The sequence below is a fragment of the Mycobacterium sp. IDUB_21 genome (assembly GCF_055419425.1).
The window spans coordinates 137,253-153,995 of the sequence record NZ_JBVAXQ010000013.1; the positions used below are offsets into that span (position 1 = coordinate 137,253).

At 67.7% G+C, this 16,743-nt stretch carries 9 protein-coding genes; 1 reads left to right on the forward strand and 8 read right to left on the reverse strand.

Translation table 11 applies throughout. The annotated features are described in order from the left end of the window. Positions 1-163: 163 nt before the first annotated feature. Positions 164-772, forward strand: a complete 609-nt coding sequence (locus ACZYY4_RS18550) for a TetR family transcriptional regulator (RefSeq protein WP_463811463.1) — start codon at positions 164-166, stop codon at positions 770-772. Here the strand turns inward: ACZYY4_RS18550 and ACZYY4_RS18555 are convergent. The 8 genes from ACZYY4_RS18555 to ACZYY4_RS18590 all read right to left on the reverse strand — a co-directional run bounded on the left by ACZYY4_RS18555 (position 762) and on the right by ACZYY4_RS18590 (position 16,534). Next, complete coding sequence (locus ACZYY4_RS18555) at positions 762-2,315, reverse strand: MFS transporter (RefSeq protein WP_463811464.1); 1,554 nt, start codon at positions 2,313-2,315, stop codon at positions 762-764. The two genes, ACZYY4_RS18550 and ACZYY4_RS18555, sit on opposite strands and share 11 nt — an antisense overlap. Before the next feature lie 334 nt (positions 2,316-2,649). Continuing rightward, positions 2,650-3,918, reverse strand: coding sequence for a PE-PPE domain-containing protein (locus tag ACZYY4_RS18560; protein WP_463811465.1), 1,269 nt, complete (start codon positions 3,916-3,918; stop codon positions 2,650-2,652). A gap of 215 nt (positions 3,919-4,133) precedes the next feature. Next, a complete protein-coding gene (locus tag ACZYY4_RS18565; protein ID WP_463811466.1) occupies positions 4,134-5,708 on the reverse strand; it encodes an acyl-CoA carboxylase subunit beta in 1,575 nt (524 codons plus the stop codon). 6 nt (positions 5,709-5,714) lie between these two features. After that, complete coding sequence (gene pks13 / locus ACZYY4_RS18570; protein ID WP_463811499.1) at positions 5,715-10,988, reverse strand: polyketide synthase Pks13; 5,274 nt, start codon at positions 10,986-10,988, stop codon at positions 5,715-5,717. A gap of 22 nt (positions 10,989-11,010) precedes the next feature. Further along, entirely contained in the window at positions 11,011-12,921 is a 1,911-nt protein-coding gene (gene fadD32, locus ACZYY4_RS18575; protein ID WP_463811467.1) for a long-chain-fatty-acid--AMP ligase FadD32, read from the reverse strand. Positions 12,922-13,288: 367 nt separating this feature from the next. Then, entirely contained in the window at positions 13,289-14,380 is a 1,092-nt protein-coding gene (gene culp6, locus ACZYY4_RS18580; protein ID WP_463811468.1) for a carboxylesterase Culp6, read from the reverse strand. 115 nt (positions 14,381-14,495) lie between these two features. After that, the gene (locus ACZYY4_RS18585; protein WP_463811469.1) at positions 14,496-15,389 is read right to left on the reverse strand and encodes an esterase family protein; all 894 of its coding nucleotides are present in this window, start codon (positions 15,387-15,389) and stop codon (positions 14,496-14,498) included. Between the two features lie 167 nt (positions 15,390-15,556). Then, the gene (locus ACZYY4_RS18590) at positions 15,557-16,534 is read right to left on the reverse strand and encodes an esterase family protein (RefSeq protein WP_463811470.1); all 978 of its coding nucleotides are present in this window, start codon (positions 16,532-16,534) and stop codon (positions 15,557-15,559) included. Between the last annotated feature and the right edge of the window lie 209 nt (positions 16,535-16,743).

Here is a 16,743-nt window from a genome sequence, read left to right on the forward strand (position 1 = left end):
CGGCATGCCGCCGGCCAGCGCAGTAGCCATGCTGTCCCCGTATTTACACCACCCGTACGGTAACGGGCTTCGTCACCGATGCCAAGACTATTTCTGATTTAAGTCAGTTTGTCGATCGTCTAGACTCGACCGAACCAGTTCGACGAGACCGGAGACGACCGCCGTGGCGAACCCGAAGTCCGACTACCGGGCCCGCAAGGGTCTGCAGACCCGTGAACGGCTGCTGGGGGCGGCCATCGGCGAGTTCAAGCGTGCCGGCATGGCGGCCGCTGACATCGGCGCCGTCGTCGCGGCGGCGGGGGTGGCCCACGGCACGTTCTACTTTCATTTCCCCACCAAGGAACATGTCCTGCTGGAGTTGGAGCGCCGTGAGGAAGAGCGGATGGCCGGCGAACTCGCCCGCTTCTTCCACGGCGAGCATGATGTGCGCGCCACCCTGGCGCAGATCGTGCACGAGCTGGAGAAGCTAGAACGTCGATTGGGTGGTCACCTGTTCAAAGACCTGCTGGTGCTGCACTTCTCCCCCAGCCGGCCGCCGGCGGAGGAGTGGCCCACGCACCCGGTGATCGTTGCGGTCATCGACGAGCTGCAGCGCGCCCGCGACCGCGGCGAGATCCCGGCCGAGGTCGACGTCATGCACAACGGCATCTCGTTTCTGGTCGGGCTCTACGCCCTGCTCATCACGATCCCCGAGGCCAAGGAGGTTCGGGCACCGGTGATCGACGAATACCTGACCACCTACCTCTACGGCCTGCGGGTGATCACAACCTGATCCGGGGGCCGCTCACACCGGCGAGTTGCGGGACGCCCCGGTAGCCGGCGGGCATCCTGGCCTGCGGTCGGATGTACCTGTCGACGGCCCACACCTCGACCGCCGGGTTTCGGCGCACGGCGGGCTGGTCCGCGGTCAGGGCAGCCAACTCCCGCTCGAGTTCGCCCGGTACGCCGGGGGTGCCCGTGCCGCGCAGCGAGAACCCGACCGTCTCCGGCAGGAACCGCAGCGCTACGAGTCCGATCACCGCGGCGAACACCAGGTACGCGGCCGGAAAGAGCTGCCACCCGGTGGCCTCGATGACCGAGTCGGCCAGGACCGGTGCGGTGCCGCCGAACACCGCCACCGCCGCGTTGTCGGCGATCGCGAATCCCGCGTAACGCACCTGGGTGGGGAACAGCGCCGGGAACGTCGCCGACACCGTCGCCAGCGGCGCGGCGAACAGCACGCTCAGCACCGTGAAACCCAGCACCGCGAGGGCGAATCCCTGACCCATCAGCCAATACATCGGCAACGCCAGCGCGGCGAACCCCAGCAGCGAGACGCGCCACAGCGGTTTGCGCCCGATCCGGTCCGACCACGCGCCGGCGAACGGGATGCAGGCCATCATCGCCAACTCCCCGATCAGCACCACCGTCGTCCGGCTGCGCTCGTCGAGGCCGGCCGAGGCGTGCAGGTAGGTCGGCTGGTAGGTCACCAGGGTGTAGTCGATGATGTTCAGCACGACGAGCAACGCGAAGGTCACCACGACCGGGCGGGTGTAGTTGGTCAGCAAGTCCACCAGGCGATCCCACGCCGAACCGGTGATCTCCTCGCAGGCGACACACTCTTTGTACACCGGTGTCTCGTCCATCCGCCGGCGCAGCACCAGGCCCACCACGCCCAGGGGCAGGGCCAGCAGGAACGGGACACGCCAACCCCAGGCCGTCATCTGCTCATGGGTGAGCATCGCCTCCAGCGCGAGCACGACCGCGCTGCCGAACACGAAGCCCGCCACCGCACCGAACTCCAGGAAACTGCCGTAGGTGCCGCGTTTGGCGTCGGGCGAACTTTCAGCCATAAATGTTGCGGCGCCGCCGTATTCGCCGCCGGTGGAGAACCCCTGGACCACCCGCAGGGCGATCAGCAGGCCCGGCGCCCACCAGCCGGCAGTGGCGTAAGTGGGCAGCACGCCGATCAGCGTGGTCGCCACCGCGATCAGCGCAATGGTCGCGACCAGCACCGACTTCCGGCCGAACCGGTCGCCGATCGGCCCCCAGACCATGCCACCCAGCGGCCGCAACACGAAGGACACCGCGAAGCCGAACATGGTGCCGAGATTGCCCAACGTGTCCGGAAAGAAGGCTTCGGTGAGGTAGGTCGCCACCACGGCGTAGACCCCGTAGTCATACCACTCGGTGGCGTTGCCGACTGCTGATGCCAGAATCGCCTTGCGCACCACGCGATTACGTTCGTCGGCAGCACTGCGGCGCTTCCCCGGGTTCAGCGCCGTCAGCGCCGGGGGCCGCGTGACCGGCCGCGGCGCCGGCAAAAGCAGGCTCATCGCGCCCCGTCGCTAAGACACACGCCATCCCCCTCGTCACACGGGCTCTGTAGACGATCCGCGCAGCCGGGAATCACGTTGCGGCCCCGGCCAATTGGAACCTCAGCGGTCAACCCTGTCCGGGATCGCCTGGAGGAAACAATAGTGGCTCTGAGGCAAAAGTTACTGGTGTTGCTGAAGCGTTACGCAACACTTACCCGCCCGAGACGGGGCCTGCAGTTCGTCTGGCCGGCAGGCGTGCCTAACGCGCCCCAGAGCCGAGCGTGCGGAAATACGGCTGGCGCATAGGCGTGTCGGCCGGGGACACGCACGCTCGCGCGAAAAAGGACGGAGCCTAGTCCGGGACCGCGAAGAGGCCACCCACCAGTGAGGACCACATCATGTGCGTCAGCCCGCCGAGCAGATCCTGCACCGACGCGTCCTCTCCACCCCCGATGCCCGCACCGGCTCCCGCCGCCAACAGGCCGGCCAGAGCAGGGTTGTCGACCAGGGTCGGGATCTCGTAGCTCGCCGGGTCCATCAAGTCGGCGACGAAGGCGTCCCAGCCGGTCTGCGTCGCCCTGGCAAGGGCATCGGAGACCTCGGCCCAGTCCATGTTCGGCATGTCCGTCGACACTGTCGTCGGCACGTCGGCCGGGCCGTCATTCCACCCGTGATCGATGTTGCCGTAACCCAGATTCACCAGAATCCGCATGCTCGGTTCCATCAGGTCGTAGAGCGGCTTACCGATCACCGGGACGAACAACAGCGGCCACAGCAGCGGGAGGTACTCGCTGGGGACCATGTAGGAGTTGATCAGGCTGTCGGGACTGGACTCCAGCAGCGTGGCCTGCGCCAGCTGCTCGGGAGTCAGGCCCAGGTAGGCGATGTGCTGGGTGGCCAGGCCCATCATCGCGTTCATGCTGGAAAGCAAATTCATCGGGTAGCGCGGGAAATCGGCGTAGCCGTCGTACTCCAGGGTGTAGATGTCGGTGGGGTACAAGTCGTTCGGCGTCGGGTTACCCAATGTGACGCCCGCTTGTTCCAGGGAGTCGGAGATGCCCGGCATGTTCTCGAAGCCGACCAGCATGCCGCCGTTGGGGTTTGCCGAATCACCGATCAACACGAAGTGCACGGCCGAAGTCGGCACACCGGCCTCATGGAGCTGCTGCATCGCCAGCGTCGTCAGGGCTGCGCTCTGCGAGTAGCCGAAGACCGTGACCGGGTGATCTGCGTCGGCCTGCCCGTCCGCGATCAGGTTCTGCACCCTGTCGACCAGAATCTGCGCGCCCTCGGCCAGGGAGCCATCCAGGTTGTAGGGCGACTCGGGCGTGGTCAGCACCTCGAGCTCACCGGCGAAGCCGTGCGGCTGCAGAAAGAGCGCATCCACGGTGTCGGCGTACTGCTGGCTCGGCGTCGGGATCATGCTGGGGCCCATGATCAGGGCGATGCCCGACGCTGCGAGGGAATCGGTGCCGGACAGCAGGACGCCGGCATGGTCGAGAGCCGAGGGCCACGGCGCCAGCTGCGGGGCACCGCTGAGGCCGACCACCAGCATGGCGGCTGCCAACGCGGCGCGCAGGCCGGGGGTGCGGCGCCCGGGTGCCGCTACTGCATCAAACATCAGACTTCCTCGCCGGAGTCTCAAGTCCGAATCAGTGCGGGGCGCTGTCGAACCTGGGTCGAACCTGGATGATTTCAATCACACTCTGTTATGTCAAATTCAGGTTCACTTCTCGACGAAACCCTATTTCACCAGGAAGATTAATTCGGCTCCCATAGCACAGACTTCACCGCAAGGGCTCTACTCTGAGCCTTAACTTAATGTGGGCTGGGCCGCTAGATGGGCAGCAGGCCGTGCTTGCGCTGCACCTTGGGGAAGTTCTGCTTGTCTCGCAGCAGGCGCAGCGACTTACGCAGCAGCAGCCGGGTCTCGTGCGGCTGGATCACCGCGTCGATGTACCCGCGCTCGGCGGCGGTCCACGGGATCGCCAGGTTCTCGTTGTAGCCGGCGATGAAGTCAGCCTTGATTTTCTGCACCTCGGGAGCGGTCGGATCCGGGAAGCGCTTGACCAGCAATTGGGCGGCGCCGTCGGCGCCGATCACCGCGATACGGGCCGTCGGCCAGGCGAAGTTCAGATCCGCGGACAGCTGCTTGGAGCCCATCACCGCATACCCGCCGCCGTAGGCCTTGCGGATGATCACGGTCACCTTGGGCACGTCGGCCTCGACGATCGCGTTGAAGAACCGGCCACCGCGCTTGATGATCCCCGCCTTCTCCTCGGCCACCCCGGGCATGGCACCGGGAGTGTCGACGACGAAAACCAGTGGGAGGTTGAAGGAGTCGCAGAACCGGATGAAGCTCGCCGCCTTGTCGGAGGCCTCGGTGTCGACGGCCCCGGCCACGAACATCGGCTGGTTGGCGATCACCCCGACCGGATGCCCATCGACCCGCGCGAACGCGGTGATCATCGCCGGGCCACGCTGCTCGGAGATCTCGAAGACGTCGCCGTCGTCGAAGATCCGCAACAGGATCTCGCGCATGTCATAGGCGGTGTTGTCCGCGTCCGGCACGATCGAGTCCAATTCCAGGTCGTGCGGGGTGATCTCCGGCTCCAGGCCGGGGTTGACGATCGGCGCGTCGTCGAAGTGGTTGGCCGGCAGGAACGACAGGTAGTCGCGCACGTATTGGAAAGCCTCGGCTTCGTCGGCGACCACCTTGTGGATGTTGCCGCGCTGCGCCTGCACGTCGGCGCCGCCGAGTTCGTCGAATGTCACGTCCTCACCGGTGACGTCCTTGATCACGTCGGGGCCGGTGATGAACATGTAGCCCTGATCGCGCACCGCCACCAATAGGTCGGTCTGGATCGGCGAATACACCGCTCCTCCAGCACATTTACCCAGAATGATGGAGACCTCCGGCACCAGACCGCGCAGCATCTCGTGGCGGCGGCCCAGCTCGGCGTACCAGGCCAGCGAGGTCACCGCGTCCTGGATACGGGCGCCGGCGGAGTCGTTGATGCCGATGATCGGGCAGCCCACCATGGCCACCCACTCCATCAGCTTGGCCACCTTGCGGCCGAACATCTCCCCGACCGAGCCCTGGAACACGGTCTGGTCGTGGCTGAACACCCCGACCGGGCGGCCGTCGATCCGGCCGTGGCCGGTGACCACACCGTCGCCGTAGAGCGCGTCCGGGTCGCCGGGGGTCTTGCACAGCGCGCCGATCTCCAAGAAGGTGCCCGGGTCCAGCAGCGCGTGAATGCGGGCGCGGGCGCTCGGAATGCCCTTCTTCTCACGCTTGGCGACGGCCTTCTCACCGCCGGGCTCCTTGGCCAGCTCCAGCTTTTCGCGGAGTTCGGCCAGAAGTTCGGCGGTGGTCTTGGGTTGGGTGGGCGGAAGCTGGCCAGTCACGCGCGCCTACTTTCCTTCGATACGGTTGAGCGCTTCGCTCATGTGCGCGCCCACTTTGGCAATGTACGGCTCGTCGATGGCCTGGATGTGCTCGCCCCCGATCGGCACGATCTCGAGATCGGGGACGTATTCGCCCCAGCCGCCGTCGGGCTTGCGGGTCGCGTACGCGGGCTCGAACACGATGGCGTCATCGTGGTAGCGGTCGGCCATGTACAACGTGACATGCCCGTCGTACGGCTGGATCTCGATGGTGTCCAGCGCGCGGTTGTCCAGGTACGACGTGCGCTGGTGCTCGATGATCCCGCCCGGGATCTGTACGCCGCTCTGCGCGACGACGTCGAGGACGAAGCGGACCTGACCTTCGTCGTCGAGCTTCTCGAGCTCCTCGTACGGGATCTCGGGGACCTCGACATTGAAGGTGCGCTCGGCGAACCGGGCGTAGCGGTCCCAGCGTGCGCGCATCCCCTCCTTGCTCTGGTCGATCGGCTCGCCTGGAAGCACCAGGTCGATCAGCCCGACGTAGCGCACGTCGGCGCCGGCGCGGGTGAGCCCGATCGCGCAGGCGTAGGCCAGCGCCCCGCCCAACGACCAGCCGGCCAGCGCGAACGGACCGTCGTGCAGCGCCAGCAGCTTGGGCACGTACTCGGCGGCGCGCTCCTCGATGGAGCCCTCGACCCGCTCGATGCCGTAGATCGGGGTGTCGGCAGGCAGGCGCTTCATCAGCGGTTCGTAGACCACGGTGGACCCGCCCGCCGGGTGGAACACGAACAGCGGAACGTGCGAGGTGCCCTCTTTCGGCGCCCGCAGGGTGCGGACGAAACCGTCTACCACACCTTCCTCGAGCTGATCGCGGACGATGGTCGCCAGGCCCTCGATGCTGGTGGCCGACTTGACGTCCTCGACGGTGATGATGCCTTCGGCCCGTTCGGACAACCGCGCCGCCATCTGCTCGGCCGCCGCGTCGTCGAGTGCGGGCAGTTCGTTGAAGATGCCGCCGGGTGATTTGCCGGTGACGATCGCCCAGGTCGCAAAGGTGACCCGCTCGGCGGCGTCACGCGGGGGCACGTCGGCGCCCAGCGCCTCGGTCACCGCCTCCTGGGTGAGGACCTTGGCGGCCGCGGCCGCAGCCGTCGCCTTGGCCACGCCGGACTGATTGCCGCCCGGGCCCTCGGGGTTGGTGGGAGGGGGCGGCACCGGGTCGGTGGCCGGCGGCGGGGTCGGGACCTCCGCGGGGGCCGGGGCAGCCTCGGCCGACTCACCCTTTGCAGCGGCCGCCATCATGGCGGCCTGCTCGGCGGCGATCTCGTCGGCCGTCTGGGTCTTCTGGTGTTCGTGCAGCGCCTCGATCTCGTCGCGGTGCTCGACCGCGTAGCGGATCATCTCCTCGACGTTGTAAAGGTTTGCGTCGCGGACCGCGGTCAGCTGGATCGGCGGCATGTCGAAGTCGTATTCGACCCGGTTCTTGATCCGCACGGCCATCAGCGAATCCAGGCCCAGCTCGATCAGCGGCACCTCCCACGGCAGATCCTCGGGCTCGTAGCCCATCGCACCGCCGACGATCGCGCCCAACCGATCGGCGACGCTCTCGCCGGAATCCGGTGACCACTTGGCGAAGCCGGCGGCCAGTCCCGCTCCCGCGGTGAGGTTGTCGCTCAGGATCGCGGCGTCATCGACCTCGGTTTCCACCGGTGCGGCAACGGATTCGGACGTGATCGTGGTGCCGGCGCCGACCGCCACGGGCAGCGCCACACCGCCCGCACCGCCACGGCTCACCAGGGCGTCATAGACCAGCGTGAAGGACTCGCCGATGCGGGAGTGCACCTGCACGGCCGCCCCACCCGGGTGCCGGGTCAGCGTCGTGACCAGCCGGGAACCGTCTGCGGGCACCGCACGCTGCTCGGAGGCCACCAGCGATGAGTCCGGAATGACCGCCGCCGCAGCCGATTTCACCAGCGCGGCCAGGTCCGTCTCACCGCGCGCGGCGTACTCGAAGACGTGCCGGCCGTCCGGGGTCGCGACGTGCGAGCCGGGCATGACACCGGTGGCGTCGCCGGAGAAGTGGGCGTCGAGCCAGTGCGGCTTGCGCTTGAAGTGGGTGGGGGGAATGTTGGCGAACTCCGCCGGGCTGATCGGGCCTTCGACGTCGCGCGGGAACAGCGTGCGGACGTCGAGGTCGTGACCGTGGACGTAGAGCTGGGCCATCGCGATGGTCAGGGCGTCTACATCGTCGGTCTTGCGGGCCAGGGTCGCGATCAATTGGGCATCGGGAAGGCCGGCGTCGGCGGTGGTCAGCCCCACCTGCATCAGAGCCACCGGGTTGGGCGCCAACTCCAGGAAGGTGGTGTAGCCGTTGTCGACGGCGTTGCGGACACCGTGGGTGAAGTAGACGCTGTGCCGCATCCCCTTAGCCCAGTAGTCCACATCGTGGATCGGCTCGCCGCCGGCCTTGATGTAGTTGCCTTCGTGCACGGTCGAGAAGATGCCGATGGCCGGCGTGTGCGGCTCGATGCCCTGCAACTCGGCGGAGAACTCGCCGAGCAGCGGGTCCATCTGCGAGGTGTGCCCGGCGCCCTTGGTCTGCAGCTTGCGGGCGAAGCGGCCCTCGGATTCGGCGCGCGCGACGATCTCGTCGATCTGGTCGGGCGGACCGCCGATCACGGTCTGGCTGGGCGCGGCGTAGACGCACACCTCCAGACCGGGGAAGTCGGCGAACACCGTCTTGAGTTCCTCGGCCGAGTACTCCACGAGCGCCATGAACCGGATGTACTCGCCGAACAGCATCGCTTCGCCCTCACCCATCAGGTGCGAGCGGGAGCAGATCACCCGGGTGGCGTCGGCCAGTGACAGGCCGCCGGAGAAGTAGGCCGAGGCGGGCTCGCCCAGCGACTGGCCGATCACCGCGGTGGGCCGCGCCCCGTGGTGCTTCAGCACCTCGCCCAGCGCGATCTGGATCGCGAAGATCGCGACGTTGGAAGTTTCGATGCCGTACTCGTGGGAGTCGTCGAGGATCAGCTCCAGCACCGAGTAGCCGCGCTCGTCCTGGATGAGGGCGTCGACCTTCTCGATCCACTCGGCGAAGACCGGGTCGCGCAGGTAGAGGCTCTTGCCCATCTTGCGGTGCTGGGCGCCGAAACCGGCCATCACCCAGACCGGCCCGTTGGTCACCGGTCCGTCGGCGGAGTAGACGTTGGGCTTCTGCTTGCCCTGGGCGACCGCGCGCAGGCCGGCGACGGCCTCGTCGTGGTCGTGGGCCAGCACCACCGCGCGGGAGCGGCCGTGGTTGCGCCGCGACAGCGACCGGCCGATTGACGTCAACGGGGTGGCCCGGCCCTCTTCGCTGTCGATCCAGTCCGCCAACTCGGCCGCGGCGACCTTTTTGCGCGAGGTCAGGAACGCCGAGATCGTCAGCGGGATAAGCTGTTTAACCGGCTCTTCACCGGCCAGCTCAGCGATCGCCTCGTCGCGCAGCCGCAGTGCTTCCTCGGTCAGACCGGGCAGTTCGTAGGCCGGTTCCTCGGTGAGGCCCCCGGGGTGGATGAACTCGCCGTACTCGTCGAAACGGGGCGTCTCGTGCTCCGCGAACTCATCGGACAGTTCCGAAACCTCTTCGGCAGCAGTCGCTTCGGGCTCTGCCTCCTTGGCTTCCTTTTCCACCACGTCGCGCGGGAGAACCTCACGCACCACCAGGTGCGCGTTCGCCCCGCCGAATCCGAAGCCGGACACCCCGGCCACGGCGTAGCCGCCGTAGCGCGGCCAGTCGGTGACGGTGTCAGCGACCTTCAGGTGGGTTCCGGTGAAGTTGATGTAGGGGTTGGGCCCGGCATAGTTGATCGACGGCGGGATCTTGTCGTGCTGCAGCGCGAGCACGATCTTGGCCAGGCTGGCCGCCCCGGCGGCCGACTCCAGGTGGCCCACATTGGATTTCACCGCGCCCAGCAGTGCGGGCTTGTCGTCGGCGCGGCCGCGGCCGACCACCCGGCCCAGCGCCTCGGCCTCGATCGGGTCGCCCAGGATGGTGCCGGTGCCGTGCGCCTCGATGTAGTCCACCGTGCGCGGGTCGATGCCGGCGTTCTTGTAGGCCTTGCGCAGCACGGCTTCCTGCGCGTCCGGATTGGGCGCCAGCAGGCCGTTGGAGCGCCCATCGTGGTTGACCGCGGACCCGGCGATCACCGCGAGAATCTGGTCGCCGTCGCGGCGGGCGTCGGCGACCCGCTTGAGCACCAGCACGCCGCCGCCCTCGGAGCGCGCGTAGCCATCGGCGTCCGACGAGAACGACTTGATCCGGCCGTCCGGCGACAGCACCCCGCCGACCTCGTCGAAGCCGACCGTCACCAGCGGGGTGATCAGCGCGTTGACCCCACCGGCCACCACCACGTCGGCCTCGCCGCTGCGCAGTGCCTGCACGCCGGAGTGCACCGCCACCAGCGACGACGAGCACGCGGTGTCGACGGCCACCGACGGTCCGCGGAAGTCGTAGAAGTAGCTCACCCGGTTGGCGATGATCGAACTGGCGTTACCGGTGATCGCGTACGGGTGGGTGACGCTCGGATCGGACAACGCCAGGTTCTGGTAGTCGGCGTTCGACGATCCCATGTACACCGCGACCGGTTGGCCGCGCAGGGACGACGCCGGGATACGGGCGTGTTCCAGTGCCTCCCAGGTCAATTCGAGCGCCATCCGCTGCTGCGGGTCGATGTTGTCGGCTTCCATCTTCGACAACGCGAAGAACTCGGCGTCGAAACCCTTGATGTCAGACAGGTATCCGCCGCGGGTGCGCGCTTTGGCGACCCGCTCGGCGATCCGCGGCTCCTCCAGGAACTCGCTCCAGCGACCCTCCGGCAGGTCGGTGATCGCGTCGAACCCCGCCAGCAGCTTGGTCCAGGTCTCCTCGGGGGAGTTCATGTCACCCGGGAAGCGGGTGGCCAGACCGACCACGGCGATGTCGTCGACATCGGCGTCCCGTGACCAGTCCTCGTCGCCCGAATGGTCGATGACCACTGGTTCGCCCTCGACGATCACGGTGGCCAGCGCCTCGATCGTCGGGTGCCGGAACGCCACCGTCGCCGACAGTGTCACCCCGGTGAAGTCCTCGATGTCGGAGGCCATCGCCACCGCGTCGCGCGAGGACAACCCCAGTTCGATCAGCGGGGCGGTCTCGCTGATCCGCTCCGGGGACTGGGCGGTGGCGTTGGCCACCCAGTTGCGCAGCCAGGCCCGCATGTCGGCGACGGTCAGATCGGTGCGGCTGGTACCGCGCAGGGTTGCGTCGTCGCCGTCCATAAACGGAGCCTCACTCATCGGGTTACACCTCGTCGGGGTAGGCGTTCGGGCCGGTGGTGCCACCGCGCAGGCTGCCGTCCAAATAGGCGGCCCGGCAGGCACTCCGGCCGATCTTGCCGCTGGAGGTGCGAGGCACCGAGCCCGCCGACACCAGCAGCACGTCGCGCACGGTCACGCCGTGGCGCACCGCGATCGCCGCCCGGATGTCGTCGGCGATGGGCTGGTACTCCAGCTTGTGGGAGCCCGCGGCGCGCTCGGCGACGATCACCAATTGCTCGGAGCTGTCCTCCGGGTCGAACTTGAGCCCGGAGTGCGGGTTGTCGAACGCCGACTGCGGCAGCTGGTTGGCCGGCACCGAGAACGCCGCGACATAGCCGGCCCGCAGCGCCCGGCTGGCCTCCTGCGCGGAGTACTCCAGGTCCTGCGGGTAGTGATTGCGGCCGTCCACGATCACCAGGTCCTTGACCCGGCCGGTGATGTAGAGGTCGTCGTTGTAGTAGGCGCCGTAGTCGCCGGTACGCACCCAGAAGCCGTCCTCGTCGGCACCCTCCGCGCGGGACGGGCTGTTCCGCGACTTCAGCACATTCTTGAAGGCGTCCTTCGTCTCCTCGTCCCGGTTCCAGTAGCCGCTGCCCATGTTGTTGCCCTGCAGCCAGATCTCGCCGATCTGACCGTCGGGCAGCTCGGTGGCGGTGTCGTAGTCGACGATGATCGTCCACTGGTCGACGCTCACCCGGCCGGCCGATGCCTGCGCGACCGCGTTCGGGGCGTCCGCTGCCACCTCGACGAACCGGTTCTCGTTGTTGAGCGCCTCCCGGTCGACGAAGATGATCTTCGGCTTCTCGCCGATCGGGGTGGTGGACACGAACAGCGTGGCCTCGGCCAGCCCGTAGGACGGCTTGATCGCCTCCTCGCGGAACCCGTACGGCGCAAACGCCTCGTTGAACTTGCGCAGCGACGTCGCCGAGACCGGCTCACTGCCGTTGAGGATCGCCTTGACGTTGCTCAAATCCAGCGGCGGGTCGCCCTCTTTGGGCAGACCGCGCGCCGCGGCGTGCTCGAAAGCGAAGTTGGGGGCCGCCGAGTAGACCTCACCGGTCTCGCCCTCCTTGCGGGCCATCTCACGGATCCACCGGTACGGCCGGCGCACGAAGGCAGCCGGGCTCATGAAGGTGAACTGCTGACCGAGCACCGACGACAGCAGGATGGTGACCAGGCCCATATCGTGGAAGAACGGCAGCCAGCTGACGCCCCGGTCCCCCTCCCGGCCCTGCAGTGTGTCCAGCAGCTGGACCACGTTGGTGGGCAGGTTCAGGTGGGTGATCTGCACGCCGGTCGGGGTGCGGGTCGAACCCGAGGTGTACTGCAGGTAGGCCACCTCGCTGCGGTCGACGTTGACCATCTCCCAGGTCGATCCCACCTCAGCGGGCACCGCGTCGACCGCGATGACACGCGGCCGGGCATTGGCCGGGCGGGAGCGGAAGAACTTCCGCACCCCTTCGGCCGAGTCACTGGTGGTCAGCACCGCTGCCGGGGTGCAGTCGTCGAGCACCGCGTGCAACCGGCCCACGTGGCCGGGCTCACCCGGGTCGAACAGCGGCACCGCGATACGGCCGGCGTACATGATCCCGAAGAACGACACCAGGTAGTCCAGGTTCTGCCCGCACAGGATCGCGACCCGATCGCCCGGCTGGGTGACCTGCTGGAGCCGGGCCCCGATGGCCCGGTTACGTGCGCCGAAGTCCGCCCAGGAGATGTCACGGGCCAGCCCGTCCCGCTCGGTGGAGTAGTCCAGGAACCGGTACGCCAGCTTCTCGCCGCGCAGCCCAGCCCAGCGCTCAACGGTCCGCACCAAGTTGGCGTTGTCCGGGAACCGGATCTTGCCGTCCTTGACGAATGGGTTGTGGTACGAGGCCTTTGGTGCCTGGGCCATGCAAAGTCTCCTGTCGCGAACATACGTTCTCAGCGGCTGCCGGGCGCGGCTGACCACTTGGTGTGGGTCGTCACGCGGGCCCGGAACCTCACAGATGGTAGCGAGATTCCGATACCCGGCGACGCGATGCTGGCCCCCCGGCAACCACGGGCCGCAAGCTCTTAAATTCTTCTTAATGTTAGAGGTCGGTGCGGCCTCTGCCAAATCAAACGGTACCGCGTGTGACCCCCGTCTCCGGGTCACGTAGCGGTTCCAGCTTCGCCTCTCCTTCGTCGAGCCTCGCTGAACCGCTCGAGTTGATGCGGCGGTTCCAGCTTCGCCCCTCCTTCGTCGAGCCTCGCTGAACCGCGGGTTCAAGCGGCGGGCTTCAGCCGTGCGGCGGATGCGGCGCGTTGTCGACGAGCTGGCGCGCCCAGTTGAGCGTCCACTGGGTGGCGGACAGCCCGTCCTGGCTCCAGACGTCGGTGGTGCCGTACAACGCGTGCACCGGCTGGCCGGCGCCGCCGGCCAGCGTCTCCAGGGTGGCGGGCAGTTTGCCGACGCTGAATGCCTCCTGCGGGGCGGCGCAGATCAGGTCGCCGCGCGCGCAGATCTCGTTGGTGCGCTTGTCGAGGTCACCGAAGGCGCCGTCGCGTGCACCGGTCATGGTCAGCCCCATCCCGGACAGGATCGGCAGCTCGTGCAGGGTCACCTCGGCGCCCTGACCCGGCGGGGTCGGCGGCACGTTCACACCGCTGGCCGGGCCCTCTTGACGGCGGCCGTCGGCGATCAGCGTCACGCCCAGCACCAAGTCCTCGTCGACCGGGCCGCGCCCGTTGCCGATGTCACTGGCGACATCACCGGCGATCACCGCACCCTGCGAGAAGCCGATCAGCACGTAGCTGGTCAGCGGGCAGCGCTCGTTCATCTCGGTCATCGCCTTGACGGTGTTGCGGAAGCCCTCGGCGCGACTGTCGTTGTAGCTCATCTGCTTGTCGGCCGACAGCGGATTGTGGAACTGTGCGGTGTAGGGAACCGTGTAGGTCTGCACCCGGGAGGCGTCGAACTGCTCGGCGATCGGGCGGGTGACGGTGAGCAGCAGCGCAATGGGGAACTGGGTGGGGTTCAGCGGATCGTCGGTGGGCGAGGTCTCCCAGGTGCCGGGCACCGACACCAGTTGCACGTCCGGGCAGCCGGCGTCCTGATAGGCCGGGCGCGGCTTCTTGGCCCGCGGCGGCACCGAACCGGTCGGCGGGACGCCCGCAGACGGCTGCTCCGCGATCGGCGGGGAAGCCGGGTGACGGATCCAGATCACCACCACCACCGCCACCAGTGCCACCGCCAGTGCCATCGCACCGGCTGCCAGCCACGCCAGCAGGCGACGACGATCGCGCACTGACTTCCGCGGAGATTTCGTCGCTTTTCGAGGCGATTTCGCCGGTGACTTCCGGGGGGAATTCGGGGTCTTCTTGTTGGCCATATCGCCTATAACGGTACAGATCAGCGCTAAGGCTCATTGACTCTGCGCCTACCAGGCGATCTACTCACACTTCTGCCTGGTGGACGCAGAGTCAATGGGCTGTCCTGCCGCCGCGCTAGCGGATCGCGCCGACGATGTCGCCGGACATCGCCCCCAGCTGCGACGCCCACGAACCCCAGCCGTTGTCACCGCCGGAGAAGTCGAAATGCCCGTTGCGGCCGTGCACCTGGCGGTACTGCATGTTGAAGAACCGGCCGCTGCCGGCCGCCTCGGAGGGGTCGCCGATCATCGCGGCCGGGTTGGAGGCACCGCCCAACGGGCTGTAGATCCACACCCGGGTGTTGTTCTGCGCCAGCAGGGTGGCGTGCACCGTCGGGTCGTGCCACTTCCAGCGGCCCAGCTGCGGCGCACCCCACATGGCGTACGGCTCGACCCCGCCGAAGTTCTCCAGGCCGGCGCTGATGACACCGCTCTCGGTGGTGTTGGACGGGCCGAGGAACCCCGACATCGACCCGGCGAAGCCGAACCGGTCCGGGTGGAAGGTGGCCAGCGCCAGCGCTCCGTAGCCGCCCTGGGACGCGCCGACCACGGCGTGACCGCCCGGTGCCAGGCCCCGGTTGGCCGCCAGCCAGTCCGGCAGCTCCGCGGACAGGAAGGTGTCCCACTGCTTGCTGCCGTCTTTTTCCCAGTTGGTGTACATGCTGTAGGCCCCGCCGGCCGGTGCGACGACCGAGACACCCTTGCCGGCCAGCGTCCCCATCGCGTTGCCCGCGGTCACCCAGTTGCTCACGTCGGGGTGGGCGTCGAAGGCGTCGAGCAGGTAGACCGCGTGCGGGCCCTGGTTGAGGAACGCCACCGGGATGTCACGGCCCATTGACGGCGACGGCACCATCAGGTTCTCGAACTGTGCGGCATGCGCACCCGGCGCGACGATCGTGCCGCCGCCCCACATGCCCAGAGTCAGTACGGCCACCCACAGCGTCCGCAACAACTTCGACAGTCCGCTCATACCCACCTCGCTCGTCGGCACTGATTTCGTGGTGATCACCCGCTGCTGGTCGCGCGCCCTGATCCGCCGAAGGTAGTCAATCACACGGCACCGGCGGGCCGGGGCGGAAACCACGACGGCGGCGACCCGCAGGTCGCCGCCGTCGGCGGTGTGTTTCTCGGCCGGCGTTACTCGGCCGGAGCGCTCGCGGTCGTCGGCGAAGCGCCCAGGTGGCTCTGCAGGTCCGGCTTCATCGCCTGCAACTGCTGGCCCCAGTACTCCCAGGAGTGGGTGCCGTACGCCGGGAAGTTGAAGATGGCGTTGCTGCCACCGGCTGCGGTGTAGAGCTCCTGGAACTTCTTGTTGGCGCCGATCATGAAGTTCTGCTCCAGGAAGACGGCCGGGATGTTGTCGCCACCGAGCTCGTTGGCCTTGCCGTTGCCGCAGAAGACCCACAGCCGGGTGTTGTTGGCCACCAGCTTGTCGACGTTGACCGTCGGGTCGTTGCGCAGCCACGCCGGGTCGTTGTCGTCGCCCCACATGTCGTTCTTCTTGTAGCCGCCGGCATCGCCCATCGACAGCCCGATCCAGCCCTTGCCCTGAGACGGGTTGAGGTAGCCCGACAGCGAACCCGCGTAGGTGAACATGTTCGGGTGGTAGATCGCCAGCGTCATCGCCGACGAGCCGGCCATCGACAGGCCGACCGCCGCGTTGCTGCTCTGGCTCACGCCGTACTCCGAGGCCAGGTAGGCCGGCAGCTCACTGGTGAGGAAGGTCTCCCACTTGTAGGTGGAGCAACCCGCCTTGCCGCAGGCCGGCTTGTACCAGTCGCTGTAGAAGCTGGACTGGCCACCGACCGGCATGACCACCGAGATGCCCGAGTTGAGGTACCACTCGAACGCCGGGGTGTTGATGTCCCAGCCGTTGAAGTCGTCCTGGGCCCGCATACCGTCGAGCAGGTACAGCCCCGGGGAGCCCGAACCGCCGGGCTGGAACTGGACCTTGATGTCGCGGCCCATGCCCGCCGAGGCCACCTGCAGGTACTCGACCGGAAGACCCGGCCGGGAGAAGGCGTTCGCCTCCGCGGTACCACCGACGACACCGACCAACCCCGCCAGCAGGGCCGCGCCAGAGGCGGCGACCATCAACCTGTCAAGCAGCTTCATCCTGGGAATCCTCATTCGTCTTGTTGCCGTGCTCTGAAATAGCGTGGCCCGAATCGGGCCCGATCTGCCGTCGCTCAGGCGCGGCAGTGCCGGTGTAGTCAACCACAGAAGTCGGCCACCGAGCTCTGACGGTCCTGCCACTCGACCGGCGAATCGGCCCGACACCGGGTTTTCCCGCGGTCTCCGGTCTGCGCTCTGGGGCCATTCCA